23 protein-coding genes and 1 tRNA gene are annotated in these 26900 nt (G+C 35.8%); 13 read left to right on the top strand and 11 right to left on the bottom strand.

What is annotated here, in order from left to right:
* Positions 1-34: 34 nt before the first annotated feature.
* Positions 35-784, top strand: a complete 750-nt coding sequence (gene sufC, locus MG292_RS02800) for a Fe-S cluster assembly ATPase SufC (protein WP_264534211.1) — start codon at positions 35-37, stop codon at positions 782-784.
* A 70-nt stretch (positions 785-854) separates the two neighbouring features.
* A complete protein-coding gene (sufD, locus tag MG292_RS02795) occupies positions 855-2171 on the top strand; it encodes a Fe-S cluster assembly protein SufD (protein ID WP_264534212.1) in 1317 nt (438 codons plus the stop codon).
* 173 nt (positions 2172-2344) lie between these two features.
* Here the strand turns inward: sufD and MG292_RS02790 are convergent, their stop codons facing one another.
* Entirely contained in the window at positions 2345-3691 is a 1347-nt protein-coding gene (locus MG292_RS02790) for a serine hydrolase domain-containing protein (RefSeq protein ID WP_264534213.1), read from the bottom strand.
* A 191-nt stretch (positions 3692-3882) separates the two neighbouring features.
* Between MG292_RS02790 and MG292_RS02785 the strand changes: the two genes are divergently transcribed.
* The 6 genes from MG292_RS02785 to MG292_RS02760 all read left to right on the top strand — a co-directional run bounded on the left by MG292_RS02785 (position 3883) and on the right by MG292_RS02760 (position 7304).
* Positions 3883-5097, top strand: a complete 1215-nt coding sequence (locus tag MG292_RS02785; protein WP_264534214.1) for an aminotransferase class V-fold PLP-dependent enzyme — start codon at positions 3883-3885, stop codon at positions 5095-5097.
* Positions 5098-5109: 12 nt separating this feature from the next.
* Positions 5110-5532 carry a hypothetical protein gene (locus MG292_RS02780; RefSeq protein WP_264534215.1) on the top strand — a complete coding sequence of 141 codons (423 nt, stop codon included), beginning with the start codon at positions 5110-5112 and terminating at the stop codon, positions 5530-5532.
* A 17-nt stretch (positions 5533-5549) separates the two neighbouring features.
* The gene (locus MG292_RS02775; RefSeq protein WP_264534216.1) at positions 5550-5969 is read left to right on the top strand and encodes a SufE family protein; all 420 of its coding nucleotides are present in this window, start codon (positions 5550-5552) and stop codon (positions 5967-5969) included.
* Between the two features lie 36 nt (positions 5970-6005).
* Positions 6006-6368, top strand: coding sequence for a GxxExxY protein (locus MG292_RS02770; RefSeq protein WP_264534217.1), 363 nt, complete (start codon positions 6006-6008; stop codon positions 6366-6368).
* Positions 6369-6469: 101 nt separating this feature from the next.
* On the top strand, positions 6470-6793 hold the full coding sequence (locus MG292_RS02765) for an SUF system Fe-S cluster assembly protein (protein ID WP_264534218.1): 324 nt from the start codon (positions 6470-6472) through the stop codon (positions 6791-6793).
* 1 nt (position 6794) lies between these two features.
* Entirely contained in the window at positions 6795-7304 is a 510-nt protein-coding gene (locus tag MG292_RS02760) for a DUF2480 family protein (RefSeq protein ID WP_264534219.1), read from the top strand.
* A gap of 53 nt (positions 7305-7357) precedes the next feature.
* Here the strand turns inward: MG292_RS02760 and hflX are convergent, their stop codons facing one another.
* The 6 genes from hflX to MG292_RS02730 all read right to left on the bottom strand — a co-directional run bounded on the left by hflX (position 7358) and on the right by MG292_RS02730 (position 16351).
* The gene (gene hflX / locus MG292_RS02755; RefSeq protein ID WP_264534220.1) at positions 7358-8584 is read right to left on the bottom strand and encodes a GTPase HflX; all 1227 of its coding nucleotides are present in this window, start codon (positions 8582-8584) and stop codon (positions 7358-7360) included.
* Between the two features lie 120 nt (positions 8585-8704).
* Entirely contained in the window at positions 8705-9136 is a 432-nt protein-coding gene (locus MG292_RS02750; protein ID WP_264534221.1) for a VOC family protein, read from the bottom strand.
* 44 nt (positions 9137-9180) lie between these two features.
* Positions 9181-10536: a DUF5689 domain-containing protein gene (locus MG292_RS02745; protein ID WP_264534222.1), complete on the bottom strand. Its 1356-nt coding sequence runs from the start codon at positions 10534-10536 to the stop codon at positions 9181-9183.
* Positions 10537-10549: 13 nt separating this feature from the next.
* Complete coding sequence (locus tag MG292_RS02740; protein WP_264534223.1) at positions 10550-13387, bottom strand: TonB-dependent receptor; 2838 nt, start codon at positions 13385-13387, stop codon at positions 10550-10552.
* Between the two features lie 445 nt (positions 13388-13832).
* Positions 13833-15047, bottom strand: a complete 1215-nt coding sequence (locus MG292_RS02735) for an MFS transporter (protein WP_413614238.1) — start codon at positions 15045-15047, stop codon at positions 13833-13835.
* 260 nt (positions 15048-15307) lie between these two features.
* Entirely contained in the window at positions 15308-16351 is a 1044-nt protein-coding gene (locus tag MG292_RS02730; RefSeq protein WP_264534225.1) for a Gfo/Idh/MocA family oxidoreductase, read from the bottom strand.
* A gap of 372 nt (positions 16352-16723) precedes the next feature.
* Between MG292_RS02730 and rseP the strand changes: the two genes are divergently transcribed.
* Entirely contained in the window at positions 16724-18067 is a 1344-nt protein-coding gene (rseP, locus tag MG292_RS02725; RefSeq protein WP_264534226.1) for an RIP metalloprotease RseP, read from the top strand.
* 84 nt (positions 18068-18151) lie between these two features.
* A tRNA-Asn gene (locus MG292_RS02720) sits at positions 18152-18225 on the top strand.
* Here MG292_RS02720 and MG292_RS02715 read toward each other — a convergent pair.
* From MG292_RS02715 to MG292_RS02705, 3 genes are all read right to left on the bottom strand, one after another.
* Entirely contained in the window at positions 18191-19732 is a 1542-nt protein-coding gene (locus MG292_RS02715) for a recombinase family protein (RefSeq protein WP_264534227.1), read from the bottom strand. The two genes, MG292_RS02720 and MG292_RS02715, sit on opposite strands and share 35 nt — an antisense overlap.
* Complete coding sequence (locus MG292_RS02710) at positions 19707-19865, bottom strand: hypothetical protein (RefSeq protein WP_264534228.1); 159 nt, start codon at positions 19863-19865, stop codon at positions 19707-19709. Before MG292_RS02710 ends, MG292_RS02715 begins: the two co-directional genes overlap by 26 nt.
* Before the next feature lie 87 nt (positions 19866-19952).
* Positions 19953-20909: a hypothetical protein gene (locus MG292_RS02705; RefSeq protein ID WP_264534229.1), complete on the bottom strand. Its 957-nt coding sequence runs from the start codon at positions 20907-20909 to the stop codon at positions 19953-19955.
* Between the two features lie 1893 nt (positions 20910-22802).
* On the opposite strand from MG292_RS02705, the gene MG292_RS02700 reads away from it, so the two are divergent.
* Entirely contained in the window at positions 22803-23417 is a 615-nt protein-coding gene (locus MG292_RS02700; protein ID WP_264534230.1) for a hypothetical protein, read from the top strand.
* A 1-nt stretch (position 23418) separates the two neighbouring features.
* The gene (locus MG292_RS02695) at positions 23419-24054 is read left to right on the top strand and encodes a hypothetical protein (RefSeq protein WP_264534231.1); all 636 of its coding nucleotides are present in this window, start codon (positions 23419-23421) and stop codon (positions 24052-24054) included.
* Positions 24055-24520: 466 nt separating this feature from the next.
* On the opposite strand, the gene MG292_RS11355 is transcribed toward MG292_RS02695, so the two are convergent.
* Positions 24521-24769, bottom strand: a complete 249-nt coding sequence (locus MG292_RS11355; protein WP_413614222.1) for a helix-turn-helix domain-containing protein — start codon at positions 24767-24769, stop codon at positions 24521-24523.
* Between the two features lie 471 nt (positions 24770-25240).
* Between MG292_RS11355 and MG292_RS02690 the strand changes: the two genes are divergently transcribed.
* Positions 25241-26887 carry a T9SS type A sorting domain-containing protein gene (locus MG292_RS02690; RefSeq protein WP_264534232.1) on the top strand — a complete coding sequence of 549 codons (1647 nt, stop codon included), beginning with the start codon at positions 25241-25243 and terminating at the stop codon, positions 26885-26887.
* Positions 26888-26900 lie beyond the last annotated feature (13 nt).

Here is a 26900-nt window from a genome sequence, read left to right as displayed (position 1 = left end):
TTAACACCTAAATGGTTTAAAATAAAAGAATAAAATGTTAAAAATTAGCAATTTACACGCTTCAATTGGCGATAAAGAAATATTAAAAGGAATCAATCTTGAAGTAAAAGCAGGAGAAGTACATGCTATTATGGGACCAAACGGTGCCGGAAAAAGTACGTTGTCTTCGATTATTGCCGGAAACGAAAATTATGAAGTAACCGAAGGAGAAATTTTCTTAGATGGCGAAGAATTAGCAGATTTAGCACCTGAAGAAAGAGCACACAAAGGAGTCTTCTTGTCATTTCAATATCCAGTAGAAATTCCAGGTGTTTCGGTGACTAATTTTATCAAAACGGCTATTAACGAAAAGCGTAAAGCCAACGGTCAAGAGGAGATGCCAGCGAATGAAATGCTAAAATTGATTCGTGAAAAATCCGAATTATTAGAAATGGACAGAAAGTTTTTGTCACGTTCTTTAAACGAAGGTTTTTCGGGAGGAGAGAAGAAGCGTAACGAGATTTTTCAAATGGCAATGTTAGAACCTAAAATTGCTATTTTGGATGAAACCGATTCAGGTCTAGACATCGATGCATTACGTATTGTAGCTAACGGTGTCAACAAATTGAAAAACGAAAACAACGCGGTTTTAGTAATTACGCACTACCAACGTTTGTTAGACTATATTGTTCCTGATTTTGTTCACGTTTTGATGGACGGAAAAATCGTAAAATCAGGCACAAAAGAATTAGCCCTAGAGTTAGAAGAAAGAGGATACGACTGGATTAAGGAAGAGTTGGTTTAAAATGTTCTCAGTTTTCTGTTTTCCGTTTTTGTACGGACAACCAACAGCTGACAACCGATAACTTTAAAAAATGGAATTAAAAGAAAAATTACTATCGTCTTTTATGGCTTTTGAAGAGCGTGTGGATGTTCAAACTGAACTTCATGACTTGCGTACTTTGGCTATAAAAAACTTTGAAGATAAAGGCTTCCCAACCAAGAAAGACGAAGCGTGGAAATACACTTCTTTGAATGCAATTCTAAAAAAGGATTTTAGTGTATTCCCAAAAAACGAAGCCACTATTGAGTTCAAGGACGTAAAAAAATACTTTTTGCACGAAATTGACACTTATAAAGTGGTGTTTATTGACGGCGTTTTTAGTTCGCATTTGTCTTCTACCACACACGACGGAATCGATGTTTGTTTGATGTCTTCGGCATTGACCAAACCCAAATACAAAATGGTAATTGATACCTATTTCAACCAAATTGCAAGCAAAGACGAATCGTTGACTTCTTTAAATACGGCTTTCGCCAATGAAGGAGCTTACATCAACATTCCGAAAAGTAAAGTGGCTGATAAACCAATTGAAATCATGTATTTTTCTACTGGTTCAGAAGCAGCACTTTTGGTACAGCCAAGGAATTTGGTCATTGTGGGTGAAAATTCACATGTGCAAATCATCGAAAGACACCAATGCTTGAATGAAAATGCGGTGTTGACCAATTCGGTTACCGAGATTTTTGCACAAAAAAGAGCCATTGTGGATTATTATAAAATCCAAAATGATGAGTTGGAAGCCAACTTAATTGACAACACTTATGTGTCTCAAAAACAAGAAAGCCACGTTTCAGTACAAACCTTCTCTTTTGGAGGAAATTTGACGAGAAACAACTTGAATTTTTATCATTTTGGCGAACGTTTGACAAGTACTTTAAACGGAATTACGATTATTGGCGACAAGCAACACGTGGATCATTATACGTTGGTGCATCATGCGCAACCGAATTGCGAAAGTTTCCAAGATTACAAAGGCATTTTTTCAGACCGTTCAACAGGAGTGTTCAATGGGAAAGTATATGTGGAAAAAGAAGCGCAAAAAACGAATGCTTTCCAAAAAAGCAATAACATTTTGTTGAGCGATAAAGCGACGATTAATGCGAAGCCACAATTGGAAATTTTTGCTGATGATGTGAAATGTTCTCACGGATGCACAGTGGGGCAATTAGACGAAACGGCTTTGTTTTACATGCAACAACGCGGAATTCCAAAGAAAGAAGCCAAAGCGTTATTGCTATATGCGTTCTCTAATGCGGTGATTGAAAACATTAAAATCCCCGAATTGAAAAACCGAATTACCACTATTATCGCCAATAAATTAGGCGTGAAGTTAGGGTTTGATTTATAGTCAGCGCAAGGAATGACCCTTCTCATAATTATGTAAAGGCATTATCTAAAAATGTATTCTTGTCAAACTGAACTTGTTTCAGTTTCTATAAAGTATTAATTTACAGAATTTATAGATTCCGAAATAAATTCGGAATGACAAAACAAGTACTTTTTAGATAACGTCTTTTGTTTTTACTTTTTTATACTGCGAACAATTCCTCCAAGTAGCCCATTAAAATTAAACTCTGGGTCTTCTTTCAGTCCCATGCGCACAACAACTAAGTCGTGACTTGGGAAAATGGCAACCATCTGTCCTTGAAAACCACTGGCAAAATACAAATCCTTAGGCGCATCAGGAAAACGCCCGCCCGCATTCAGCCAAAATTGCCCTCCATATTGTCCGTTTGAAGTGTTGGTAGGTGTAGCCACATATTTTGCCCAATTGGGTTTAAAAAGTTGTTCTCCGTTCCAATTTCCTTGGTGCAAATACAACAATCCAAACTTCGCCCAATCACGCGTGGTAGCCCATCCATAAGACGAACCCACATAATTGCCCATCATATCGGTTTCGACCAACATGGAGTGCATTCCTATTTTATCAATTAAAGCCGAATACCAAAAATCCAGGTACTCTTGGTGGGTTTTGAACTGTTTTCTCAAAATTCCGGATAGCAAATTAGTTGTTCCTGAAGAATAGTTCCAATGGGTATTGGGCTGGAAAGCCAATGGTTTTTCGAGTTGCGAACGCGTCATGTCTTCGGCTTGAAAAAGCATTTTAGTCACATCGGATATGGCGCCGTAATTTTCTTCCCATTCTAAACCGGAGTTCATGTGCAACAAATCGTTGGTGGTGATTTTTTTGCGCGCATCGTTTGCCCATTCGGGGATAGGAGCGGGTTGGTAAATGTTGAATTTCCCTTGTTTTTCTAAAATCCCGAACAGGGTAGCAGTAATACTTTTTGTCATGGACCACCCCAATAGTTTACTGTTTTTGTCAAAACCCGTGTCGTATTTCTCAGCAATAATCTTGTCTTTGTAAATCACAATTACTGAGCGGGTGCGCTTGTTTTTCTGTCCTTTTTTGTCAAAAGCGTTGGCTACCGTTCGGTTCAATTGGTCGTAATCAATGTTGGAAAACACCCTGTCTTGTTGCTCCGCATCGCCATACGGATACACCAAACGAGCCTTTGACGAAGTTCTTTTAGGAATCAAATACGGTTTTGAAGTATCAAAGTTATCGTTGATGAGCGTGGCGCCCAAACCTTCGCGATAAATTGCTTTGCGTTCTTTTACACCATTGACCGAAGCGGTAGCGAATAAACCTTTTTCGTCAATTGTATTTTGTGCCAAATCGATGAGGTTGATATCGTTGTCGCCTTGTTCAATTAGTTTTTGCGAACGATGGTCGATAAAATGCGCCGAGGCAATGCTTTTGGCCGAAAAACCAGAGATTAAATCGAGTTTAGGGTAGGTGGTAAACCCAAAATACAATAGTCCAATAACAGCCGATATACCAATAAGTTGAAGAATTTTTTTCATTGGGAGTGATTTGAAATTGATGCAATTTAGTAAATAATAAACATAGATTTCTCGAATGGACTCAAATTTAAAATTCCATCTTTGGAAAATTGTGGAGTTTATGTCGAATAAAACTTTAATTTTATTAACAACTGTTTTGTAAAAATCCACTTCAATTTTATTACTTTTGTATTTAGAAAAATTCTAAATAAATGTTTGACATTCAAAAAATAAGAGCCGATTTTCCAATACTTTCCAGACAAGTAAACGGAAAACCTTTGGTGTATTTTGACAACGGGGCGACCTCGCAAAAACCACAAGTAGTGATTGATGCGATTGCGACTTATTATAGCGAAATCAACGCCAATATTCATCGTGGTGTGCATACGTTGAGCCAGTTAGCTACTGATTCCTATGAAGCGTCTCGAATTAAAATCCAAAATCATATCAACGCTCAATTTTCTCACGAGGTGCTTTTTACTTCGGGGACTACGCATAGTGTGAATTTGGTTGCCAATGGATTTGCCTCGATTTTGAAAGCAGACGATGAGGTTTTGGTTTCGGCCTTGGAACACCACAGCAATATTGTGCCGTGGCAAATGTTGTGCGAAAAAACAGGTGCCGTTTTGAAAGTCATTCCGATGAATGAAAAGGGAGAGTTGGTGATGGCAGACTTTGACCAATTGCTTTCGGATAAAACAAAAATTGTAACGGTCAATCATATTTCCAATGCGTTAGGAACGATTAATCCGATTAAATATATCATAGACCAAGCGCATCAATTTGGCGCTGCCGTTTTTATTGATGGCGCACAAGCGGTGCCACATTTAAAACCCAATGTGCAGGAATTGGATTGTGATTTTTATGCTTTTTCAGGGCATAAAATGTGCGGCCCAACCGGAACCGGAATTTTGTATGGAAAAGAGGCGTGGTTGAATAAATTACCTCCTTATCAAGGTGGTGGCGAAATGATTAAAGAAGTCACTTTTGAGAAAACGACTTATGCCGAATTGCCTCATAAATTTGAAGCAGGAACGCCAAATATTGCCGGAGGAATTGTGTTAGGAGTTGCGATAGATTATCTAAATTCGATTGGTTTTGAGAACATTCAAAAACAAGAATTGGAATTATTGAATTACGCCACCGAGCAGTTATTATCCATTGAAGGATTAAAAATTTACGGAACGGCTGAAGAAAAAACTTCGGTGATTTCATTTAATATTGATGGGATTCATCCCTATGATATTGGAACGATTGTGGATAAATTAGGCATTGCCGTTAGAACAGGACACCACTGTGCGCAACCGATTATGAATTTCTTCGAAATTCCAGGAACCATTCGTGCTTCATTTGCTTTTTACAACACCAAAGAAGAAATTGACATCATGGTCGAAGCGGTGAAAAAAGCTAAAATGATGTTGTCTTAAAACGACTGAAAAATGAAAAAGGCGATCGTTTTGTTGTTCACTATTTTATTTTTTGCTGGATGTGTTGGGCAAAAAAAAGCAGTTGATAGTTCCATAAAAGTCGAATATAAAGCCTATTCAAGAGGATTTTATCAAACCGTTAGGGTGGAAAATCAAATGGTTTTTATATCTAAAAACAGAGAAGAAAAACCAGTTGCATTCAAACTTTCGGCCGCTGAATGGAATAGTTTAATTTTGGTTGTTAATGAATTGAATTTAGAAACGCTTTCGCAAATGAAGGCACCTACCGAAAAACGATTGTTTGACGGAGCAGCGAATGCTAGTTTTAAAATAACCAAACAAGGGAAAGTTTACGAATCCCAAAGTTTTGATCACGGCTATCCGCCGGCTGAAACAGAAAAAATAGTGAATAAAATGCTTTCTTTTGTAAAGTAAAATAGTAAAGTTTGATTATGACAATTAAAGAAATACAAGAAGAAATAGTTGACGAATTCTCGATGTTTGACGACTGGATGCAGCGCTATGAATACATCATTGAGCTAGGTAAAAACTTACCGTTAATCAAAGAAGAACTCAAAACAGAGGAGAACATTATCAAAGGTTGTCAGTCGAAAGTGTGGTTGCAAGGTGAACAACAAGGAGGCAAAGTTGTTTTTACCGCAGATAGTGATGCCATATTAACCAAAGGAATTATTGCTATTTTGATTCGGGTTTTTTCCAATCAAAAACCAGCCGATATCTTGGAAGCTGACATGGACTTTATAGACGAAATCGGACTCAAAGAACATTTGTCGCCCACTCGTGCTAATGGATTGGTTTCGATGATTAAAAACATAAAAATGTATGCCCTGGCATTCAACTCCAAAAAATGATATTAAACATATAAGTCATATAAGTTTTTGAAAAATATGAATATAACAAGGACGTATCTTAAGGATTTAATTTACCAAGTAAATGGTGCGGCTATTGAAGTTCATAAAAATTTAGGACCAGGGCTTTTGGAGAGTGTATATCATCAATGTCTTAAAAAAGAATTAGAATTACGAAAAATAAAATATCCGTCTGAGTTTTTAATTCCGTTAAATTATAAAGGTTATGAATTAGAATCAAAACTAAGATGTGATTTGTTTATTGAAAACACACTTGTTGTTGAATTAAAATCGGTTGCAGAAACAAGTCCCATTTTCGAAGCACAATTGCTTACTTATATGAACTTATTAAATGCCCCAATAGGGTTGTTGATTAATTTTAATGTGAAAAATATCTATTAAGAGGGGCAAAAAACAATTGTTAACGAAATATACAGAAGATTAGAAGATTAAGTAATTACAAGTAAAATTTATATGACTTATATGGTCACAAACAACAAATTATGACACAAGAAATAGACACTAACGAATTAGGAGAAGCGATTGTAAAAAAATTAAAAACAATTTACGATCCAGAAATTCCTGTTGATATATACGAATTAGGTTTGATTTACGATGTAATGGTAAATACGGATTACGAAGTAAAAATCTTAATGACGTTAACCTCTCCAAACTGCCCTGTGGCAGAAAGTTTGCCAAGAGAAGTGGAAGAAAAAGTAAAATCCATCGAAAATGTAAAAGATGCCGATGTAGAGATTACGTTTGATCCGCCTTGGAGTAAAGATTTGATGAGCGAAGAAGCAAAATTAGAGTTGGGAATGCTGTAAAATGGAAGACGAAATCATTAATAAAGTAGCCCAAAGTTCCTTGGTAGTATTCGATTTAGAAGATTACTATCCAGATGATCATGTGGTTGATTTAGATGTTTCACAGTGGTTAACCGAAGGGTTTCTCTTGAGAGAAACGGAGTTTAGGTCACAATTAAAAGTGATGGATTGGACTCCATTTGAAGACAAATACGTGGCTTTATATTGTTCCACTGATGCTATTTTACCTGCTTGGGCGTTTGCTTTGGTAACGGTTCATTTAGCTCCTTTTGCATTAAAAATAATTCACGGAACCAAAGAAATGGCTATTATCGAATGGTATCAAGACATTTTAAATAAGTTGGATTACACGGATTATTTTGAAAACCCTGTCATTTTAAAAGGCTGTTCCAAAAAAGCCGTTCCGAATGAAGTCTATACCTTGGCGATTCAAAAATTGATTAAAGTTTCTAAAAGCGTGATGTTTGGCGAGGCTTGTTCGGCAGTGCCATTGTATAAAGCGAAAAAATAAATTGATTTATTGTTTAGTAAAAAAGCCCTTTTGAAAACTCAAAAGGGCTTTTTTTATTCTTCTTTCTCAACTGCGTCTTTATAATCGGGATACAAGAATTTATTATAAGGAAAACGCGTAATGTGAATTTGTCTAACGGCTTCATATACTCGCTCTCTAAATTCTTCAAAGTTTTCTTTTTGGGTGGCCGAGATAAATAAGGCATTTTGTTCTCCCACACGGTTCATCCAAGTCGATTTCCATTCCTCTAGAGTATAATGACGCGTTGTTCTCTCGGTCATTAAATCGTCTTCGTCAATCGTTAAGTGTTGGTAGGAATCAATCTTATTGAACACCATAATTACCGGCTTGTCATTGGCTTTGATGTCTTGCAAAATTTGATTTACAGCTTCAATATGATCTTCAAAATCAGGATGCGAAATATCTACAACGTGTAATAATAAGTCGGCTTCGCGGACTTCATCTAGTGTACTTTTAAAGGAATCTATCAATTGCGTAGGCAATTTTCGAATGAATCCCACCGTGTCCGAAAGCAAGAAAGGTAGGTTTTTAATCACCACTTTACGAACAGTGGTGTCCAAAGTGGCAAACAATTTATTTTCTACAAATACTTCACTTTTCCCCACGGCATTCATCAAGGTCGATTTTCCTACATTGGTATAACCCACTAAAGCCACACGAACCATCGCTCCACGGTTACTACGTTGAATGCCCATTTGTTTGTCAATCGTTTTGATTTTGTCGCGCAAAAGCGAAATACGATCACGTACAATACGGCGGTCGGTTTCAATTTCGGTCTCTCCAGGTCCACGCATTCCGATACCTCCTTTTTGGCGTTCCAAGTGCGTCCAAAGTCCTGACAAACGAGGCAATAAATAAATACATTGTGCCAATTCTACCTGAGTTCTTGCATAAGAAGTTTCGGCTCTTTGAGCAAAGATATCTAAGATTAAATTAGTTCGGTCTAGAATTTTACAATCAATAATCCGAGAGATATTTTTCTGTTGCGAAGGACTTAATTCATCATCGAAAATTACGGTCGAAACACCATTTTCTCTGACATACAAATTGATTTCGTCTATTTTTCCCGTGCCTAAAAAAGTTTTAGGATTCGGTTTGTCCATTTTTTGCCAAAAGCGTTTCACCACCTGTCCACCCGCGGTAAAGGTTAAAAACTCCAATTCGTCCAAGTATTCCGTTAATTTTTCCTCGGATTGACTTTGAGTAACAATCCCAACAATAACGGTTTTCTCGAAATTTAATACTTCTTTTTCTAGCATAACATTGAATAAGCCACAAATTTAATCATTTGCTTTTACTTATTCTGTTAAATCTGCATCGTGTCGGTTTTTAAAACGGAACTACTATTTTTATAGAAAATAGCTAGACTTTAATTTTGCTTAACTATTGTATTTTGGATCGTAATCTATCATCCATTCAATGCCGTATTTATCTCTAAACATGCCAAAATAGGATCCCCAAGGGCTATCGCCAATTGGCATTTCAACGGTTCCATCTTTAGAAAGTCCGTTGAATAGTTTGTCCGCTTCTTCCTTGCTTTCGGCGCTGATTACAATTTTGCTTCTGTTTTCGTTTTCATTCGTTTTTCCCATTATTTCAGGAACATCATTCCCCATTAAAACAGAATCTCCTATTGGAAGTGCGATGTGCATTATTTTGTTGGCTTCGTGTTCTGCAACTGGAAACTCAGGACCCGCCAATGCTGAGAAACGCATGACCATGGCGAACTCTCCACCAAAAACAGATTTGTAAAAGGTAAATGCTTCTTCGGCATTGCCGTTGAAGTTAATATGAGGATTTATTTTTGCCATGGTTTTAGTATTAAGTTTGTGTTTCAAAAATATAAAATTTTACTTTATTTTTCTCCATAAATCTGAACATCATCAATTTGAAAGGCACCGTCTAAAGTAAGTGTTTTTCCAGAGCCTGTGTAACGAAAGGCAATATGTACTTTCCCACTGTAGGAAGACAAATCAATGCCACCCGAACCCACAAACTGATACCAGGGCGTGGCTTGAGTAGGTAAATTAGCCTTGAGCGGAATCCAAGTAGCTGAGGCAACGTTTACTCCATCGAAATTATTCGAAATAAAGACATCTAAAGCGTTCAAAGGTGAATCAACATCTAAATGATGCTGAGCGGCACGAAATGTCAAAATTTCGCCTGTATGAACGTCTAAATCGATTTTAGGGGAGATTAACCACCCCACATTCGAGGCAACTTTGGTGCCACTTATAGCATATTCAGCACAACCGTTACCCGAATAGACCGAACCTTTCCAATACAAGCTCCCTTTTTGAACAATATTGGTCCAACCTGCCAAGTTGATATTGGTATTGGCTACGATACTTTCAAAATTCTCCGCAAAAAAAGGCGTGTTGCGTTTACTATTTAGAGCAACGTCTTTTTCAGAACGCGCGAGTAATTGATAGTCGGCACCAAACTTGGTCAAAATACCTTTCACTTTTCCGCTCCCTGAAGGAACAATGCTACTAGCAAAATCAGCATAACTACTCGTTCTAAAAAACACTTTGTTGCCTAGTTTGTCTTCCAAAGACCAATTGGTGCCTCCGCCCACATCGTTACTACTTTCATAATAATGCCTTCCAATGGCATCCGAAGCAAATTGTACATCAGGAATTTCCACCAAGGTGTTGAGGTAGCTGTTCTGAAGCAATTCGTTCAGCGCCACCGTTTTTGTTAAAACTTTTTCATTGACTGTGGTGCAAGAGGCGTGGAGTACCGTCTTGTATATATTTGGCGAAAGCCGTCCAACACTTCCTTCGTTAAACGAATTGACATAAATGCTCCCAATACGCAGGCCACCATAAAAAATATCGGTGTATTGGTCTTTCAATTTGAAATACACTTTATTGCCCACCCGAAAATCAATATAAGTATTACTCACATCCACAGGAACACTAAAACCAATAGCGGGTTTAGTAGCTGTAGCCAAAGTTTGAAACGAAATGGTTTTGAAAAAGTTGCCGTGTTCGTCAGATGAAACCACATAGGCTTCGATGATGTCGTCGTATTTGTATTGCGCCACAATGGCATCGGCGGTCTTGTGCACTTCCTCCACGCTTCGGTTAACGGTGAAATTCGGTTGTGTGCATTCTAGCGAAGGGATAGCGACTTCGTCTTTGACACAATTGGTTGTTACTACAGCGAGTACAAAACAAAAAACACGATTTAGAATATGAGATTTCATAGTGATTTGGGATTTAGAAGTTAATAGAAAGGCTTACAAAATAGGTTCTTCCGTAGCCATAAAAATATTTGTTACCAAAGTTGGGTGTTCCGCTGGTTATGTCTTGATTGCGTTGCCTAAAGTTGGCATTCCGAGCTTGTTCGTAACCACCCGTTTTAAACGAAGTGTCCAATAAATTGTTGATGCTACAAAACAAATTCAGGTTCTTTTTGAAAATGCGCCACGACTTTCCTCCGACTAAGTTCAACAATAGTAGGGGAGTCAATTCTTCTTGTTTGAGGAGTTCTCTGCCGCGTTCTTCGGTAGCTTCTGGAAAAGGAAATCCACTAGCGGGATTGATAAAAAAATTTGAAGTTCGCGCAATGGGAGAAATGTCGATGTAATTTTTTGCCAAATAATTCACATTGGTACTTAGCCACCAATATTTTGGATTTCGGTATTCTAATCCCAACGAATACGCCTGTTGTGGTGTTCCTGCTTGATGGTAGTTTTTGAGCGCAGCAGTGCCAAAATTAAAAACGGGATTCGTATTTTCAACCGAAGCTTTGGCGTCATTAGTAATGGTTACATTGGGATTGCTGGCATAGATATATTCGCCAAAAGCTGCCGCTACAATAGTTTTCAAAGTGGGATTTATTTGGTATTCAAAACTCAGTTCAGTTCCCCAATTCTTTTTGTCTAAATGGGTTAAGGTTTGGCTCACAAAAGCATTGGTACTGTTGTTGCCCGCTCCGTTGTCAAAAATTCCTTCGGCATAAAAAAAGGAAGTTTCTGTTGCGTTTTTTATTTGGCTAAAATACCCTGTAAAACGCATTTTTAATTTAGGCGAACGATAAACATAACTCGCATCTAAACTGCTATTGTTTTCACTTTCAATTCCATCCACAATGGAATTATTGAGTCGGGAATTAGGAAAAACGGCTTTCAAATTAGGTGCTTTGGAAGCGTGTGAGCCATTGAAAAGTAGCAATTGTTTACCGGATAATTTCCAAGTCAGCCCCCCTTTGAAACCAAAATTTTCAAAATGAAGAGTTGGGCTTTCGCCAAAAGAATTGGTGGGGTAAATCCCGTTTTTATATAACCCTTCGCGTTGATAGGTAGAGCTTGAATATTCTTGTGCCAAATAAAAATCGACTTTTTTATACCGAAATTGGAATTGGGTAAACCCTTCTAATTTGGCAGACATTAAATTAAAATTGTATCCATAAGTGTCGCCCACTTTCACTTGTCGGTTTGGGTTGTTTAAATCTGATTCTGCTTGATCGCCTTTGTAAAATACATCAACATCTTCAAAATACAATCCGCCCAGTAAATCCAATACATTTTGATAATTATGAGAATGTAATTTATTGAAGGAAGCGCCAGCATTGAGTCGGATATCCTCCGTCAGTTCTGTATTTAAAAGAGCAGAGAAGGCTAAGTTTTTGTCGTCGGTTCTATCTTCATAAAGAATGTATTTGCTCTGGGCGGGTTCAAATTCCGTAATTTTCCCATTGGCATCCACAATTGGGTTTTGATTGGCTTGATACATCGCTGCCCAATTGATTTGTGGTTGGGATAAAAACAACGTTTTGCTACGTTCGGCATTCGCCAAATCAGGAGTAAATGCACCCGAAAACTCCCCCTCATCTTTGGCGTATAGCGAACTAAAGTAACTGGGCATTTTTCGATAATAAGAGGGATCGGGGCTATTAGCGTGTTGGTAATCAATGTTGCTGTTGCTAATTTTTCCAAATTGGTAAAATGCGCCCAAATTCAGCTGGGTGGTAGCATTAATTTTGAAATAATCGTTTAGCATGAAGACGGGTTCTTCGATATATTTGATGCGAGAATTGCGTTGTTTTCCGTTTTGAAAACCCCAATACGAATTGTATTTCTCTGAAGTTAAGGAGACAACTTCATCGGTATTAGGCGAGTTTTTCCCGCGTGAATTGGGTGTATAAAAAGCCGTAAAGTTGATCGAGTTTCGGGGACTAATTTTCTTTTCAACACTCGTAAAAATGGAATTGGCATCATAGTTTGTACCTTCAAAATAACCTTCGTTAGCATAGCGTTTTCCTGCAGAAACGACAAATGCCCAGCCTTTCTCATTCATTCCTGAGGCATAGGTAACCATCGCTCGTCCTTGGTAATTGGTATTGGTTCCAGAGAACGCTATCCGAGTTCCTTTTTTATAGGTGGAAGCTTGTGTGCTGAGGTGTTGTGTGCCTAAAATACCTCCAAAAGCATAGTCGGAAGGGCTGCTGCCAATGGCAATTTCTTGGTTACGCAACACGTCGTTGAGACCGCCCCAATCGCCCCATTGCGGTCTGCCATCATACGCTTTGTTCATTGTTAATCCATTGATCAGGAGTTGGGCATATTGGCTGTCTAGCCCACGCACTCGAAAACGAGATTGTCCCCAATTGAACGCTGCAGCTTGTTGGAAAGCATCTTTAGAAGCCTGCAACAAACCCGAAGTGCTTTCGGAACCGCCATTGTTTTCGTCTAAATCATCATCCAAAATGGAGATGACAGCTCCTTGTTGATTAACTTCATCCTCTTCTTCTAAAACGATGATTCCCAAGTCAATTAATTTGTTTTCTTGTATCTGAACAGCAATTAGTTTGTCTTTGTAGCCTTGATTATGAAATAGTACTAATTGATCGCCTTGCAAATTAGTTTTGAATTGGAATTTACCATCTGCAGCACTCAATTGCATTTGATTGGTGTTTTGAATAGTAACCACAACCGAAATTAAAGGGCTTTGTGATTTTGAATCGATAATTTTTCCAGAAATGAGGGTCTCTTTTTGGGCAAAGAGCAGGCTTGTATAGAATAGAAAAAACAGCTTGGGGCAGAGGGTTTTCATACAATTTGGGATTAAAATGAAAATGGGATTTTTCAAAACAACAATGGGTGTATTGTTTTGAAAGCAAATACTAAAAAGGGTGTTTTTGGAAAAAGAATGGGTAGCGTGGTATTGTGTTCCAATTCTGAAGTTAAAAGTAGTAAAAAAAATTATCGATTGATTTTTTCGGCAAGTTTTTTTGTTTTTTTGCCACAAAGGCGCAAAGTTTTTGAACCATTAAGAGATTAAGAGAATTAAGATTTTCCTGATTTCTTGAATTTTTCCAATCTGCGTTCCACCTCGTAAATCGCACCTCGTATATCGTAAATAAAAACACACCCCCAACCCCTATAACTCTCTTTAATATTATTTTTTGGAATCGTTGAATCTTCGATTTCGAGAGGGGAACGTGTAATCTTCATATCTCGTAAATCGTCCCTCGTATATCGTAAATCAAACTTTTAATTTACTCTGCCGTTTTAATCTTAGAAACCATAAACGAGATGAATACTCCGAAAATTCCAATGAAAGCAAAAGAAAATTGTAATCCAAAAGCCTCTGCGATATAGCCAATTATAGGTGGCCCCATTAAAAAACCTAAGAAACTAACGCTTGAAACAGCCGTTAACGCTTCGCCAGTAGGAATTTCAGGATGTTTTCCAGCGATACTATATAGGGTTGGAATAATAGTCGAAACCCCCAATCCCACAAACATAAATGCGATAGTACACGGAATTAATAATGGAAAAAAGACTGCTGTAAAAAGGCCACTGGAAATAACGACACCGCTGATTTGCATCACTTTTTTTCGTCCAAATTTTTGAATGAAACGATCGCCTAAAAAACGACCGCTGGCCATCATAATCATAAACGAGGTATAACCCAAAATTGCAAGTGGACCAGGCGCTTTTACTACATCTTTGAAATACACGCCGCTCCAGTCAAACATCACACCTTCGCTTGCCATACAACAAAATCCGATAACACCTAACCACAATAACATTTTGTCGGGTTTTCTGAATCCTTTTTCTTTTTTCGGTTGCGGTTTTTCGACTGCTATGATGAGGTATTTGATATTGAATGAAATTAAAGATAAAACAAGGATACCCACAATAGCAAAATGCTGAAAAGGGGTTAGCTTCAAAGCCAACATTCCCAATCCCACAAACGCCCCGGTAAATCCCGCTAAACTCCACATTCCGTGAAAAGACGACATGATGGTTCTTTTGAACAATCCTTCTGTATAAACCCCTTGGGTGTTTACCGAAATGTTAGATAAATTCCCAAACACGCCAAAAAAGAACAATCCTAAAGCCAGTAACCAAGGGTTGGGTGCCAAACCTAAGTTAGTTAAACTAATTGCATACATGATAATGGCAAAAACTAAAGTACGGTGACTCCCGAAACGAGTGACTATCTTTCCCGAAAACGGCATCATTGCTAATTGGCCTACAGGAACAGCAAACAAGATAGAACCCAAAGTAGCTTCGCTAAGATGTAAACTGGTTTTAATATCGGGAATTCGGCTAGCCCATGACGCAAAACACAATCCCATTCCGAAATAAAAAGAACCCACTCCTAATCGGATTCTATTCAAATAAGAGGCTTTGGCTTCGCGGTAGCTTTTTTTGTATTTTCCTTTGCCTTTGAATCGGCCTAAAAAGTTTAAATCTATCAAAATGAAGTCTTTAGGGTTTGTTGTCGCAAAAATACAAAAACAGCAGATTTGGGAAGTATAAATCCGTTAAGAACATTCAATTATAACGTTATTGTTTATAAAAAGAGGGATTTGCCACAAACCTGCCTGCCGCAGGCAAGGGCGCAAAGACACAAAAAAGTTTTTAAACCATTAAGAGATTAAGTTAATTAAGATTTTTTTGATTTCTTGAATTTCTTAAGTCTGCGTTCCATCTCGTACTTCGTACTTCGTATATCGTAAATTTAACCTATTGTAATTACTTTTTGTTCAGTATTACTTTGAATAGCGGCTTCAATAATTTGCATCACATTAGTGCCTTCTTGACCGGTAACAGGTTCTGGTAAATTTTGAGTTATGGATTGATAGACCGCATCAAAATAATCGTAATAATTGCCTTGAAGCGTTGGAATTTTTTCACGAATTATAGCCCCATTTTTTTCAGTATGCAACAAACCCTCTTTGTCTTTCGGTTCGGCTCCCCAAGTGGTTAAATTAGGTTTTTTGCCTAGTTTTAACTCGTCTTCTTGCACATCGCCACGGGGTTTTAAGAACGACCCTTTTTTACCGTGTAGTACAAAGGATGGATTGGGTTCGCGCACAAAAAAACCAGCTTTCAGGCGGACTCTTTTATCCGAATACAATAACAAAATATCAATGTAATCATCTACGATAGAATGTTCGCGAGTGATACGAATATCAGCAAAAACAGACTTTGGCATTCCGAATAAAAACAAGGCTTGGTCAATTAAATGAGGGCCTAAATCTTTTAGAATACCTGCACCGAAGTTAGCTGTTTCTTTATGAATTTTTGGACTTAAAAGTGGGTTGTAGCGATCAAAATGAAACTCGGCCTCCACAATTTCGCCTAAACTATTTTCGTTCAGAATTTTTTGAACGGTTTTGAAATCACTATCCCAGCGTCTGTTTTGAAACACGGCTAGTTTTAATCCTTTGGCTTTAGCCAAATCAGTCAATTCTTTTGCTTCGGCAAGGGTGGTGGTAAAGGCTTTTTCGACCACCGCATGTTTGCCTGCCAGCAATACTTTTTTGGCATATTCAAAATGTGTTCCTACTGGAGTATTCACTATAATGAGTTCAGCATCAGACTCTAAAACGGATTCTAAACTCGGATAACTAGTTACACTTGGATAATCTTCTTGGATTAATTTTTTGGTTCTTTCCCAAGAACCCAACAATTCAAATCCTGGGTGAAGTGCTATAAATGGGGCGTGAAACACTTTTCCAGACATGCCGTAAGAGAGTAATGCCGTTTTGATTTTTTGCATGATTTTTTGTTTTTGATGCGTATGCAAAATAACGATTTTTTTGCCTCAAAGGAGCGAAGTATTTTAAACCATTAAGAGATTTAGTTATTAAGATTTCTTCAATCTGTGTTCAACCTCGTAAATCGTAAATCGTATTTCGTAAATTGAAAACCATATAAGTCATATAAGGAAACAAAAGAAGGTCGCTTCGCTCAATAGAAGAACATATAAGATTTCCTGAATTTCCCACATCTGCATCCCACTTCGCACCTCGTAAATCGTACCTCGTAAATTGAATTAACAAACTTTTAGCAGCCACTACATTTTTATACTATTTGAAATAGAAAAGAAAAGTCTATTTTTGTGCATCGAAATACGAATTAAAACAACACCATGGATATTGTTATCAAGCTTTCTCAGTTTTTATTGAGTTTATCATTATTGATTATTTTACATGAACTAGGGCATTTTATACCTGCTAAGGCATTTAAAACCCGAGTAGAAAAATTCTACTTGTTTTTTGATGTTAAATTTTCGCTTTGGAAAAAGAAAATCGGAGAGACTCAATACGGAATTGGGTGGTTGCCACTGGGTGGTTATGTCAAAATTTCGGGCATGATCGACGAGAGTATGGACAAGGAGCAAATGGCTTTGCCTTCGCAACCTTGGGAGTTTCGTTCAAAACCGGCTTGGCAACGTTTGATAATTATGCTAGGGGGTGTAACGGTTAATTTTATTTTAGCCTTTGTTATTTACATTGGGATGACATTTGTTTACGGCGACATGTTCATCGCTACTAATGATTTAAAAGACGGGCTGTTGATTGAGAACCCAGTGATGCAAAAAGCAGGTTTCCAAACAGGAGATAAAATTGTAGCCATTGACGGCCAAAAGGTGTTGAAGTTTGACAATCAAATGAATGCTCAGATTTTAATGGCTAAACAGGTTTTGATTGAGCGAAATGGAGTACAGCAAACAATAACAATGCCGGTCGATTTTGTAGACCAATTGTCAAAATTAGAAAAAGGTCCGTTGGCAACAATCCGAATGCCGTTTGTGGTAGGGACTGTCTCTGAAGAATCAAAAAACAAGACATTACAACCTAAAGATGTTGTGTTGCGTTTGAACGAAGAACCTGCAAAATATTTAGATCAAGCTAAAGCTATCTTGGAAAAGAATAAAAACAAATTGATTGTAGCTGGAATTTTAAGAAATGACAAAGAAATGCAAGTTCCAGTTCAAGTGGACGGGGATGGGAAGTTGGGGGTACAATTAGCAGCTTTAGATTTGGCTTCTTTAGAAAAATTAGGCTATTACAAAGTGAGTAAACAAGAGTTTGGTTTCTTGGAATCATTTTCTGTAGGTATTCAAAAAGGAGCCGATCAGTTAGTAGGTTATGGCAAACAATTGAAAATGATTTTTAACCCAGAAACCAAAGCCTACAAACAAGTGGGTGGATTTGCGGCTATTTTTAATATTTTTCCAAGTACTTGGAGCTGGGAAGTGTTTTGGAACATTACTGCACTGTTATCGATTATGCTTGGGGTCATGAATTTATTGCCTATTCCTGCTTTAGACGGAGGACATGTGATGTTTTTGTTATACGAGATCATCAGCGGGAAGAAACCAAGCGATAAATTTTTAGAAAATGCTCAAATGGTTGGTTTTGTTTTACTTATCACATTGCTATTGTTTGCTAACGGAAATGATATTTATAAAGCCATTGTAGGCAAGTAAAAAAAATTGAAAATTTAGAGCAAATTATTTGCGAAAATCAAATTTTGCCCTATATTTGCACCGCTTTAAAAGTGAAATACACTTTCCTCCTTAGCTCAGTTGGTTAGAGCATCTGACTGTTAATCAGAGGGTCCTTGGTTCGAGCCCAAGAGGGGGAGCGAGAAAGGGTTTAACGGATTTTTTCGTTAAACCTTTTTTCATTTTACCTTGTAACCCCCTGTTAATACTGGCTATCTCACTTAAGATTGGATTCAAATTTGCGGTTCGAACTTTTTTATTTTCGAATTGAATATTTTTTTCAAATATCGAACCAATTATCTTCCGTTTTTGCTCTAAATCAGAGTTATTGTATTGAATATCAATATTTATAAACTTTTTTGTGGCTTTGCTGTACAAATCAATTAGCTTTTTATTGTCTTCTGAAGATATTTCTTTGGATTTAAGATCGGCAAGTAAATTTTCATACCGTTCTTTTGCAGATTCATAACCTGATTTATCTATTCCACCATCAATGTATAAATCTTGAACTTTGACCAACTTATCTTCTATTGATTTTACATTTTCATGGTGTTTGGGTCCTAAAACTTTTCGATTTGTATCTTCTAATAATTTTTCTTTGATGATTTCAAAATACAATTCTTGGAATTGCTTATCAAAAGACAAATCTGCTAAAAAGGCAGTTACTTGCTGGTGTACTTCCTCAGATGTATATCTCCCTTTACAAGGGCTTACACAATGGTAATAGCTGTAGTATTGTGTTCTTCCTTTTGATGTGCTAGCCCTCATTTGTTTGTTGCAAATTGGACAATGTAAAAACCCTTTCAAAGGAAAGTTATCATTGTAAACTTTTGGTGCTTTCTGTTTTCCCCTTTTTCTGTTATTCATTACTTGCTGTACTTTGTCAAATAATGCTTTGGTTATTATAGGCTCGTGAATTCCATTAACAATTGTTTCTTTCTCGTCTTTATATGCTTTTATAAATACTCCTCCGTAATACAAATGATTGTTTAAGATGTTTGCAAAAGCGGTTTTACTTGACTTAAATCCCTTTTCTTTCAACTTGTAAAAGACCTCATTGCGCTGGTAATTCCCTGTTGCCATGAGTTCAAAAGCTTCTTGAACGAATCTTGCATCTTCATTTGGAATTAAAATAGGCTTTTTAGCCGCATCTTTTCCATTATCATACCCTTTGGGTGCATAACCCACATATCGTCCTTCTTTGAAGGCTCTTCTCATCCCAGAAATAACATTGAGAGAACGTCGCTGATTCTCCACCTCTGGCATTGAGAGATAAACAGCCAACATCAATCCTTGTTCTGGAATGGATAAGTCCAATGGTTGTTCAATCGCATTTACTTGGATAGCTAATTCATTGAACACTCCAATCATTTGATAGGATTCAGCAGTATTTCTTGAAAACCTATCCCATTTGATGAAAAGTAATTGGTGTATTTCTTTTTTGTTCTTTTTACAAAACTCTAATAGTTTTTTAAATTCAGGACGCTTGAATGTTTTAGCAGAATAATCTTCTCTGAATATACGCAACACATTGAAATTATTGTTTTGGCAATAAGTAATCAACTTCTGCTCTTGGTCTCTGAGTGAATATCCTCTTCCTGCTTGCTCATCGGTAGACACCCTAACGTAAAGTATGACATTTTTCATTTTTGATTTCTTTTTTAAGATTATTAATTGTACAACTTGCAAGCATTTCAGCCAAGGCGATAATTTCTTGTATTTGACTTTCTGTTAATTCTTTGTTTTTGTTTAAAATTTGTTTTGCTCTTTCTAATTCCATTTTGACTCTCGGACAAAAAGAAGTAGGACATACTTGTTTTTGTTATAAGTCGATTTTGTGCTAGGGGATACCTAGGACGTATTTAATTTAATTATTTTCTCTTTGTGTATTTTTAATCACTAGATGTTTATCATTTCGGTAGATTACTTCTACCTTTTCGTATTGTTTTAAACCCAAAATCTTTCTTATTTCTTTTGCATGGTCACCCTTTACATCTACTTCCTTTGTTATATCAAAAGTAATACGCTCCGAGTCGTATTTAATGACGCTTATCTTCTTACAAGAATCATCATTTAAGGCTTTGAGTAGTTTCTTTTCGTGGGAATTAAACAAACCAAAAGAAACACAATACTTCTCGAAAGTTTCATCTTCAAACAATTGACTTACTAATGGCACAATTGGAATATTAATTAGTGTATTTTTTGAAAGATGGGTAGCATATTGTTCATACAACTCTTCTTTTTCTTTAATTGATGCATTGCTATTATTTTGTGCAATAAAAAAGTCTAATTCAGATGTTTTGGTTTCTTTGATGATAACAATTGAAACTGCTTTTTTTAATAGTAAAACATCAGTAAGTAAACTTCCAATGTACTTAAAGGCAATAATAGATTCTTCATCAATTACATTTTCTAAAAAACTATCCATGTTTTTCTCTGACAATTCTTCTTTAACTCCATCATGTAGCTCTAGTGGAATTGTTTCTAAAAAGGTATCAATAATTTCTTCAAAAGTAGGTGCCCCTACTTTGTTTTCATCTACTTGTACTATTGTGAAAAGAAACTTTTTTAGTTCCAAAATAGTTTTTAAGTCGATGTTTAAATTTCGAAGTTCTTTAATAATTAAAACCCAAAGTGCCTCAAAAGCATTCAGAAACACCTTTCTTCTTTGAACAGCTATCTTATCATCATTTGGATTAGATTCCTTTTCGTTTAACAAACCTTCTTGTTTCCAATTGAAATACACCCTTGGATGAACATCTAAAGGTTTTAAAGGGATTTTCTTTTCCGTTAGTAAAGGGTAATAGTTTAGTATGGATATCATTATTGATGAATTTGATTACTCAAAAGTAATAAAAAAAAATTCAAATCCTAAAATTAACGTAAAAATATAAAAAATATATAAAAAAAAGAACCTGTTTATGCCTCTAATATAAATTGGTTATAGAATACTTTAAACTTTGAAAATCAAAAGAAGCTATTTTGCAATACTAGTTGTAAAACCGTTTTCATTATTTATCTGACAAAGAAGAAAATCACAATGAATATGAATTTGAAAAAGCATACAAACACAATTAGGAAATAGCGTTACATTTCTTCAAATAAAACCTATTTGAAGTAGATGCCAAAATTGCTAAAGCACTCGAATTCAAAAGAAGTGTTTACATAAGTACCAAACAATTTTCACTAAGTGAGAAACTATATCATTCTTTAAAGAAAATCAAAGACATTTTCTTTAGATACAACATTGAACAAGATGTGATTTGTTTTTATAAATACACTAAACTAGAACAACTATCTTTTATTTGTTTTATTTGCTTTGTTTGCTTCAAAAAACAATTACAACAACAAAAATAATTTAATCAAAATAGCTAAATAAAATTAGGCGGTTTGCTGTATGTAAGATGATACTAAATCGATGCCCCCACCAATTTGCAAACCGCCAAGATCCCAAATCTTAATTCAAAGATAGTAAATGTTATTTCAGAAAAAATGCCGGGATTGTTTCTTTACGATTTCTAATTAACTACTAAAAAGAACATTAGAAACAATTTAGTGTTGAATTGAAAGAAAAAGAAAAGAAAAAAAACAATTGCTACAAATAAAAAAGAATAAACCTTTAGGCATGTATACATAATTGCTTTTGTTTAGTTTGTTCTTTTATTAAGTTTAAAATAGAAAATGGAGTTTTCTAGTTTTAAAATTAGAAAAGAAAGATAAAAAGGAATAGTAAAAGAAAAGTAATACAAAAGCCTAATAAATTTATTAATGCAATAACTAAAACAAAAGCCATTTAAAACTCTTTATAGTTTACAAACAAATACAATTGTTTATAAACGATTTTGGACTATTTGTTCTTTTAGACTTTTGTTTTGGTTTTTGACAGAAAAAAGGTCTTCAAGTAGTCTTCAAAAAGATTTTCTAACCTTCACCTTTAGGTTTTTCTAAGGAAATTTATGATAACAAAATAGTATTCTAAATAATAAAAAATATCATTTGAGATATTTCATATTATTTATACTATTTTTTTTCAGCGCCCTAATAAGCAGCTTTTTTTAAGCCATATTCTATGTTTAATGAGGCTAAACAAACAATCATTCCTTTAAAATTATTTGAAAGTTTAGTTGTATTAGCCGTCGAATGGGTGAGTCTACTTACTCTCCAATTGCTGAATTTTATCTTCAAGCATTTTGATATACTTCTGAGTATAATCGTCTACTTTATTTAGGTTGTTGGTAATGTTACTTTCTTTACTCCCTAACCCTTGCACTTGTTGATTATTAGAAATACTTGGATAAATACAAGATTAAACACTTAAATACGTGTTAATAATAAATCTATTAAAAAACATTGAGAATCAAATTTAGAAAGCGAAGTTTTACTTCTCTCTTTTGTACCTTAAGACAATGACAGTCTAGTAAAATAAGAAGTTAACTAAGTTGTATTTTTTTAAGGTTTTTTTTATAATTTTACATAGTGAAATAAATTGCACGAAAATATACTAATAGCGTTTTGCTATACTTCTTGTCTTGAGAACCGACCAAGTATTAAAGGAACAAGGAAGTATTCAAAGTTGCGCCCGTCGGGCGTAGGCTTTGCTTATACTTTGTTCCAAGTTCTTGGTCGGACTTTCAAGGCAAGTATCTGCAAATGTCCTACGCCTTTTAGTTTTTATTATCTATCTAAACCTTTCAAGGACAGAAAGGATAATTAAACTATGAAAACTATTATTACAAAAATTGTTGTTGTTCTAACTTTGGGACTGTTTTTTGGATGTTCTTCGGATACATTGATTCCTTGTGTTCCTCTAAGTTGTAAAAACGGCGGTGTTTCAACCTCAAATTGTGGTTGTACTTGCCCTCAAGGTTATACAGGTATAGATTGTTCGCTACAAGCTACCCCTTCAAAGATTACAATTACTAAAATTACTGTTAGAACATTTAGTAATTTTGATAATGGAAGTAATTGGGATGTGTTATTCCCTACATCTGCAAATACTACACCAGATATTTATGTTAAGATTAAAAACTCAGTAGGAAGTGATTTCTACACTAGTACTACTTATTATGCAAATGCAATATCTGATGGTACTAGAACATTTGACTTTGTACCAACTACTCCATTAGAAGTTACAAATGCTTTTTCAGCATTTACTTTTCAGTTATTTGATTATGATTTTGCCGATTCCAACATTAATGATGGAGTAGATGATTTAATGGCTTCTAAAGTGTTTTCTGTATATAGCCCAACAGGAGGATTTCCATCTACTTTAACAATAACAGACTCTTCAACTTTATTATCATTTCAATTGACATTAAGTTATACTTGGTAAAATGATGAAAAAATTTATAGTAGCTTTAGTTTTGCTTTCTAATTCATTTTTATTGGCTCAAGAAAGCGTAAAGAAATTGTACAGTGCGCCTAATATTTTGGATAGAGTATCTAATCACAAAATAATCGCGGTTCTTCCATTTAAAACGTCTTTAAAATTTAGAAAGATTCCTAAGGGTTATGATGAGCAAAAAAACAAAGAGGAAGAAACTGTTCTATCTTACAATTTACAAAATAATTTTTATGCTATGATGTCTATTAAAAAAGAAGATTTCCCGATAAAGGTTCTAAATGTAGAAATTACGAATTCAATCTTAAAGGAGAATAATATGCTTGGAAATCTTGATTCGTTTACTCCTCTTCAAATTGCTAAAGCATTACAAGTTGATGCAGTTGTTTATTGTGATTATACTTATACCAAAACAAATAGTGAGCTAGGAGCAATGGTAAACGAATATTTTTTAATGTCCAATAAAGTTGCGTTAGGAGAATTTACGATGTCAATGTACGATGCTACAGATGGAGAATTATTCTGGAGTTTTAACAAAACAATGAAGCAAGAGTATGATAGTTATCCCTACGTAATTATTGAGAGAATGTTTAGTAAGGTGGGTAGAAATTTTCCGTATCGTAAATAGTTTTATTTTCTAATCAGTTGTTATAGTAAGACCTTCACAATTACGTGAAGGTTTTTTTTAAAATTATATTCAAAAATGGTGGACGGCTCAATAAAATTAAATATAAAGACAAAATTACCACCCAAAGCTCAAATCTGAGGGCTATCATAAAAAAAGTAAGCTTCTAAGGCTAATGTCAATGAATTCTGTTAGTGACTTTCCTAAATTGGTTGAAAGCAGTCAAAGTGAACCAATGCCAATATTAAAGACAAATTTTAAAGTACTAAATTAACTGCAAACTCATCCCAAGGAAATCCATCCAATTGACGTTGCGCAATTTTTTGAATAGAAAAATCAGAGATGCTTTCAATTGTGAAAGCAATTACAATTTCTTCTTTCGATCTATTTCACTTGTAGTCATAGTAACAGTCTTTTTCATACGGTTATTTCATTTTAAAAGCAATCCCAATTTTAAAAAAATGCGGCGCTATTGTATATGACAAGAACAATTACACTGTGTTTGATTTTGTTTTTTTATCTCTTTGAAAAAAGCCAAACAATCAATTTCTAGTATATCGAGTAATTGAAAAAATAAATCTAAAGAGAGTTTAGCTTTGCCACGTTCAATTTTGGCATAATAACTTTGAGTTAGGTTCAATCTTGTGGCGATAAATTCCTGAGAGTGGTTTCTTTCGATTCGAGCTAATCGAATAGATTTTAAGACGTTTGGCACCATATTTCGTTACAATTTAGTTTGTATTAGTTTCATTGAGGGGAGTACAATTTTACAAAAAAAGGAGATTAAAAACTAAAATTATTTGCATTTAGTCCTAAATGGAATTATTTAGAATATATGTGAATTGGATATTAATTTTTTGTTTTTCAAATTTGTAAAGTAAATACATCTAGAATTTTTATCACGGATTTAAAAAGCGATATCATTCAGAAAATACCACGTATTTGCAAGAGTACCCAAATTGTTCGTATTATACCTAACCTTTTTCACTTATGAAAAATTGCCCTCTTTCAAGACTCCGTGTTTACGATTCTGACTTTGCTAATGGTTTATAGAAAACCTTAAAAAAATCTTAAAAAAATCGCAGAACACGTTCGAAAACATTTTCAAAATTGCTTCGTTGAAAATACGCCCTTTCAAGGTGCTATTTTCAATAGCTTTTTAAACAACTAACCAAAACCACCATTGCATATGAAGAAAATCTACTTCTATTTATTGCTATTTGTACCGTTTTTAATCCAATCGCAAACTATTCTTTGGGAGAAGTCCTACGGGGGTAAATATGCCGATTACTTATTCGATGTACAACCAACGGCTGATTATGGCTTTATACTGGCAGGTAGTTCTTTGTCTGATAAATCTGGAACCAAAGAAGAAAACAACCAAGGTGACCTAGATTATTGGGTTTGGAAGATGGACGAGAATGGAAAACCAGATTGGCAAAAAAGCTTAGGAGGCTCCGGATTCGACTTACTTAAAAGTATCAAGGCAACCAAAGACGGTGGTTTTATTCTAGGAGGTACTTCCAATTCTGAAAAAGGACTTCATAAAAAAGATTCCTGTAAGGGCAATACTGATTTTTGGGTATTGAAACTCAATGCTAAAGGCGATGAGCAGTGGCAAAAAACCATAGGAGGCTCGGGTCAAGAAGAATTACTATGCGCTTTTCAAACTAGTGACGGAGGCTATATCCTTGGTGGTTCTTCCAGCTCCGATGTAGCTGTAGCCATTGCCACAACTAATAAAAATGCGCTTACGATCACCAAAAAAGACCTAACCTCTAAATCAGAGCCTAGTCGTGGTAATATGGACTACTGGATTGTAAAACTCAATGCACAAGGCGAAGTACAATGGCAAAAAACCTATGGAGGTAAGTATGCTGATGAGCTTAGAAGTATGGAACAAACTAAAGATGGGGGTTACATCTTAGGAGGCTATTCTAATTCGCCTCAATCTGGAGATAAAACCCAGCCTAGTATCGGTATTGGGGATTATTGGGTAGTGAAGATAGATGTTTCGGGTGGGATAGAATGGCAAAGAACCTATGGCGGTAATGGCGACAATCAATTGTATGTGATTCATCAAACAAATGACGAAGGCTATCTTATAGGAGGTAATTCCAATAGTACGAGCTCACTAACCTCTAAAGGAGGCACAGTGAGTAATGGTACTGATTTTTGGCTACTTAAAATTGATGCTAAAGGCAACGAAGAGTGGTCACAAACCTATGACTATGGCAAGGTGGACATCTTAACCTCTTTGGTGGAGAACAAAGACCATACGTTTTTAATTGGAGGGTACTCCCAAAACGACACCTCCAGCGAATCTGGGTTAGCCTTAAAGAAACAAGCCAAAGGTATTAACGATTACATCGCTTTGAAAGTAGACGCCACAGGACAGGAAGTATGGACACAATCTGTAGGGAGTGCAGGAGAAGATATCTTAAGAAAACTAATCGAGACTCGTGATGGTGGTTATTTATTAGCCGGAACCTCGAATGCGAGTTCGTCAGGAGATAAGAATAGCACCATAGGCAGTAATGACTTTTGGGTGGTTAAACTACAAGACAAAGCCAAAATAGAACCTGCTAAAGTAGCTGTAGAGGTATTTCCTAATCCGGTCTCGACTTTTACCAACGTAATTATCGGTTATGAGTACACCAGTGGTACGGCTACCCTAGTGGATTTATCAGGAAGAACACTCCAACAATTCCCTATTACCAGTAGAACAGTACCGATTGATTTTACCATGTACCCTGAAGGGGTTTATATCGTGAATATCAAAACCGATGTGAGAACCGATGGTCTCAAACTGATTAAGAAAACCAAAAAAGAGTAATTCCCAATTGCAC

Origin of the sequence: Flavobacterium keumense (assembly GCF_029866485.1) — a bacterium.
GTDB classification, from domain to species: Bacteria; Bacteroidota; Bacteroidia; order Flavobacteriales; family Flavobacteriaceae; genus Flavobacterium; species Flavobacterium keumense.
This window is presented reverse-complemented; position numbering and strand designations above follow the sequence as displayed.

What these genes read in the sequence shown, in the direction of transcription:
- sufC (WP_264534211.1), top strand. Translation starts at nt 35, where the DNA reads ATGTTAAAAATTAGCAATTTACACGCTTCAATTGGCGATAAAGAAATA.
- sufD (WP_264534212.1), top strand. Translation starts at nt 855, where the DNA reads ATGGAATTAAAAGAAAAATTACTATCGTCTTTTATGGCTTTTGAAGAG.
- MG292_RS02790 (WP_264534213.1), bottom strand. Translation starts at nt 3,691, where the DNA reads ATGAAAAAAATTCTTCAACTTATTGGTATATCGGCTGTTATTGGACTA.
- MG292_RS02785 (WP_264534214.1), top strand. Translation starts at nt 3,883, where the DNA reads ATGTTTGACATTCAAAAAATAAGAGCCGATTTTCCAATACTTTCCAGA.
- MG292_RS02780 (WP_264534215.1), top strand. Translation starts at nt 5,110, where the DNA reads ATGAAAAAGGCGATCGTTTTGTTGTTCACTATTTTATTTTTTGCTGGA.
- MG292_RS02775 (WP_264534216.1), top strand. Translation starts at nt 5,550, where the DNA reads ATGACAATTAAAGAAATACAAGAAGAAATAGTTGACGAATTCTCGATG.
- MG292_RS02770 (WP_264534217.1), top strand. Translation starts at nt 6,006, where the DNA reads ATGAATATAACAAGGACGTATCTTAAGGATTTAATTTACCAAGTAAAT.
- MG292_RS02765 (WP_264534218.1), top strand. Translation starts at nt 6,470, where the DNA reads ATGACACAAGAAATAGACACTAACGAATTAGGAGAAGCGATTGTAAAA.
- MG292_RS02760 (WP_264534219.1), top strand. Translation starts at nt 6,795, where the DNA reads ATGGAAGACGAAATCATTAATAAAGTAGCCCAAAGTTCCTTGGTAGTA.
- hflX (WP_264534220.1), bottom strand. Translation starts at nt 8,584, where the DNA reads ATGCTAGAAAAAGAAGTATTAAATTTCGAGAAAACCGTTATTGTTGGG.
- MG292_RS02750 (WP_264534221.1), bottom strand. Translation starts at nt 9,136, where the DNA reads ATGGCAAAAATAAATCCTCATATTAACTTCAACGGCAATGCCGAAGAA.
- MG292_RS02745 (WP_264534222.1), bottom strand. Translation starts at nt 10,536, where the DNA reads ATGAAATCTCATATTCTAAATCGTGTTTTTTGTTTTGTACTCGCTGTA.
- MG292_RS02740 (WP_264534223.1), bottom strand. Translation starts at nt 13,387, where the DNA reads ATGAAAACCCTCTGCCCCAAGCTGTTTTTTCTATTCTATACAAGCCTG.
- MG292_RS02730 (WP_264534225.1), bottom strand. Translation starts at nt 16,351, where the DNA reads ATGCAAAAAATCAAAACGGCATTACTCTCTTACGGCATGTCTGGAAAA.
- rseP (WP_264534226.1), top strand. Translation starts at nt 16,724, where the DNA reads ATGGATATTGTTATCAAGCTTTCTCAGTTTTTATTGAGTTTATCATTA.
- MG292_RS02715 (WP_264534227.1), bottom strand. Translation starts at nt 19,732, where the DNA reads ATGAAAAATGTCATACTTTACGTTAGGGTGTCTACCGATGAGCAAGCA.
- MG292_RS02710 (WP_264534228.1), bottom strand. Translation starts at nt 19,865, where the DNA reads ATGGAATTAGAAAGAGCAAAACAAATTTTAAACAAAAACAAAGAATTA.
- MG292_RS02705 (WP_264534229.1), bottom strand. Translation starts at nt 20,909, where the DNA reads ATGATATCCATACTAAACTATTACCCTTTACTAACGGAAAAGAAAATC.
- MG292_RS02700 (WP_264534230.1), top strand. Translation starts at nt 22,803, where the DNA reads ATGAAAACTATTATTACAAAAATTGTTGTTGTTCTAACTTTGGGACTG.
- MG292_RS02695 (WP_264534231.1), top strand. Translation starts at nt 23,419, where the DNA reads ATGATGAAAAAATTTATAGTAGCTTTAGTTTTGCTTTCTAATTCATTT.
- MG292_RS11355 (WP_413614222.1), bottom strand. Translation starts at nt 24,769, where the DNA reads ATGGTGCCAAACGTCTTAAAATCTATTCGATTAGCTCGAATCGAAAGA.
- MG292_RS02690 (WP_264534232.1), top strand. Translation starts at nt 25,241, where the DNA reads ATGAAGAAAATCTACTTCTATTTATTGCTATTTGTACCGTTTTTAATC.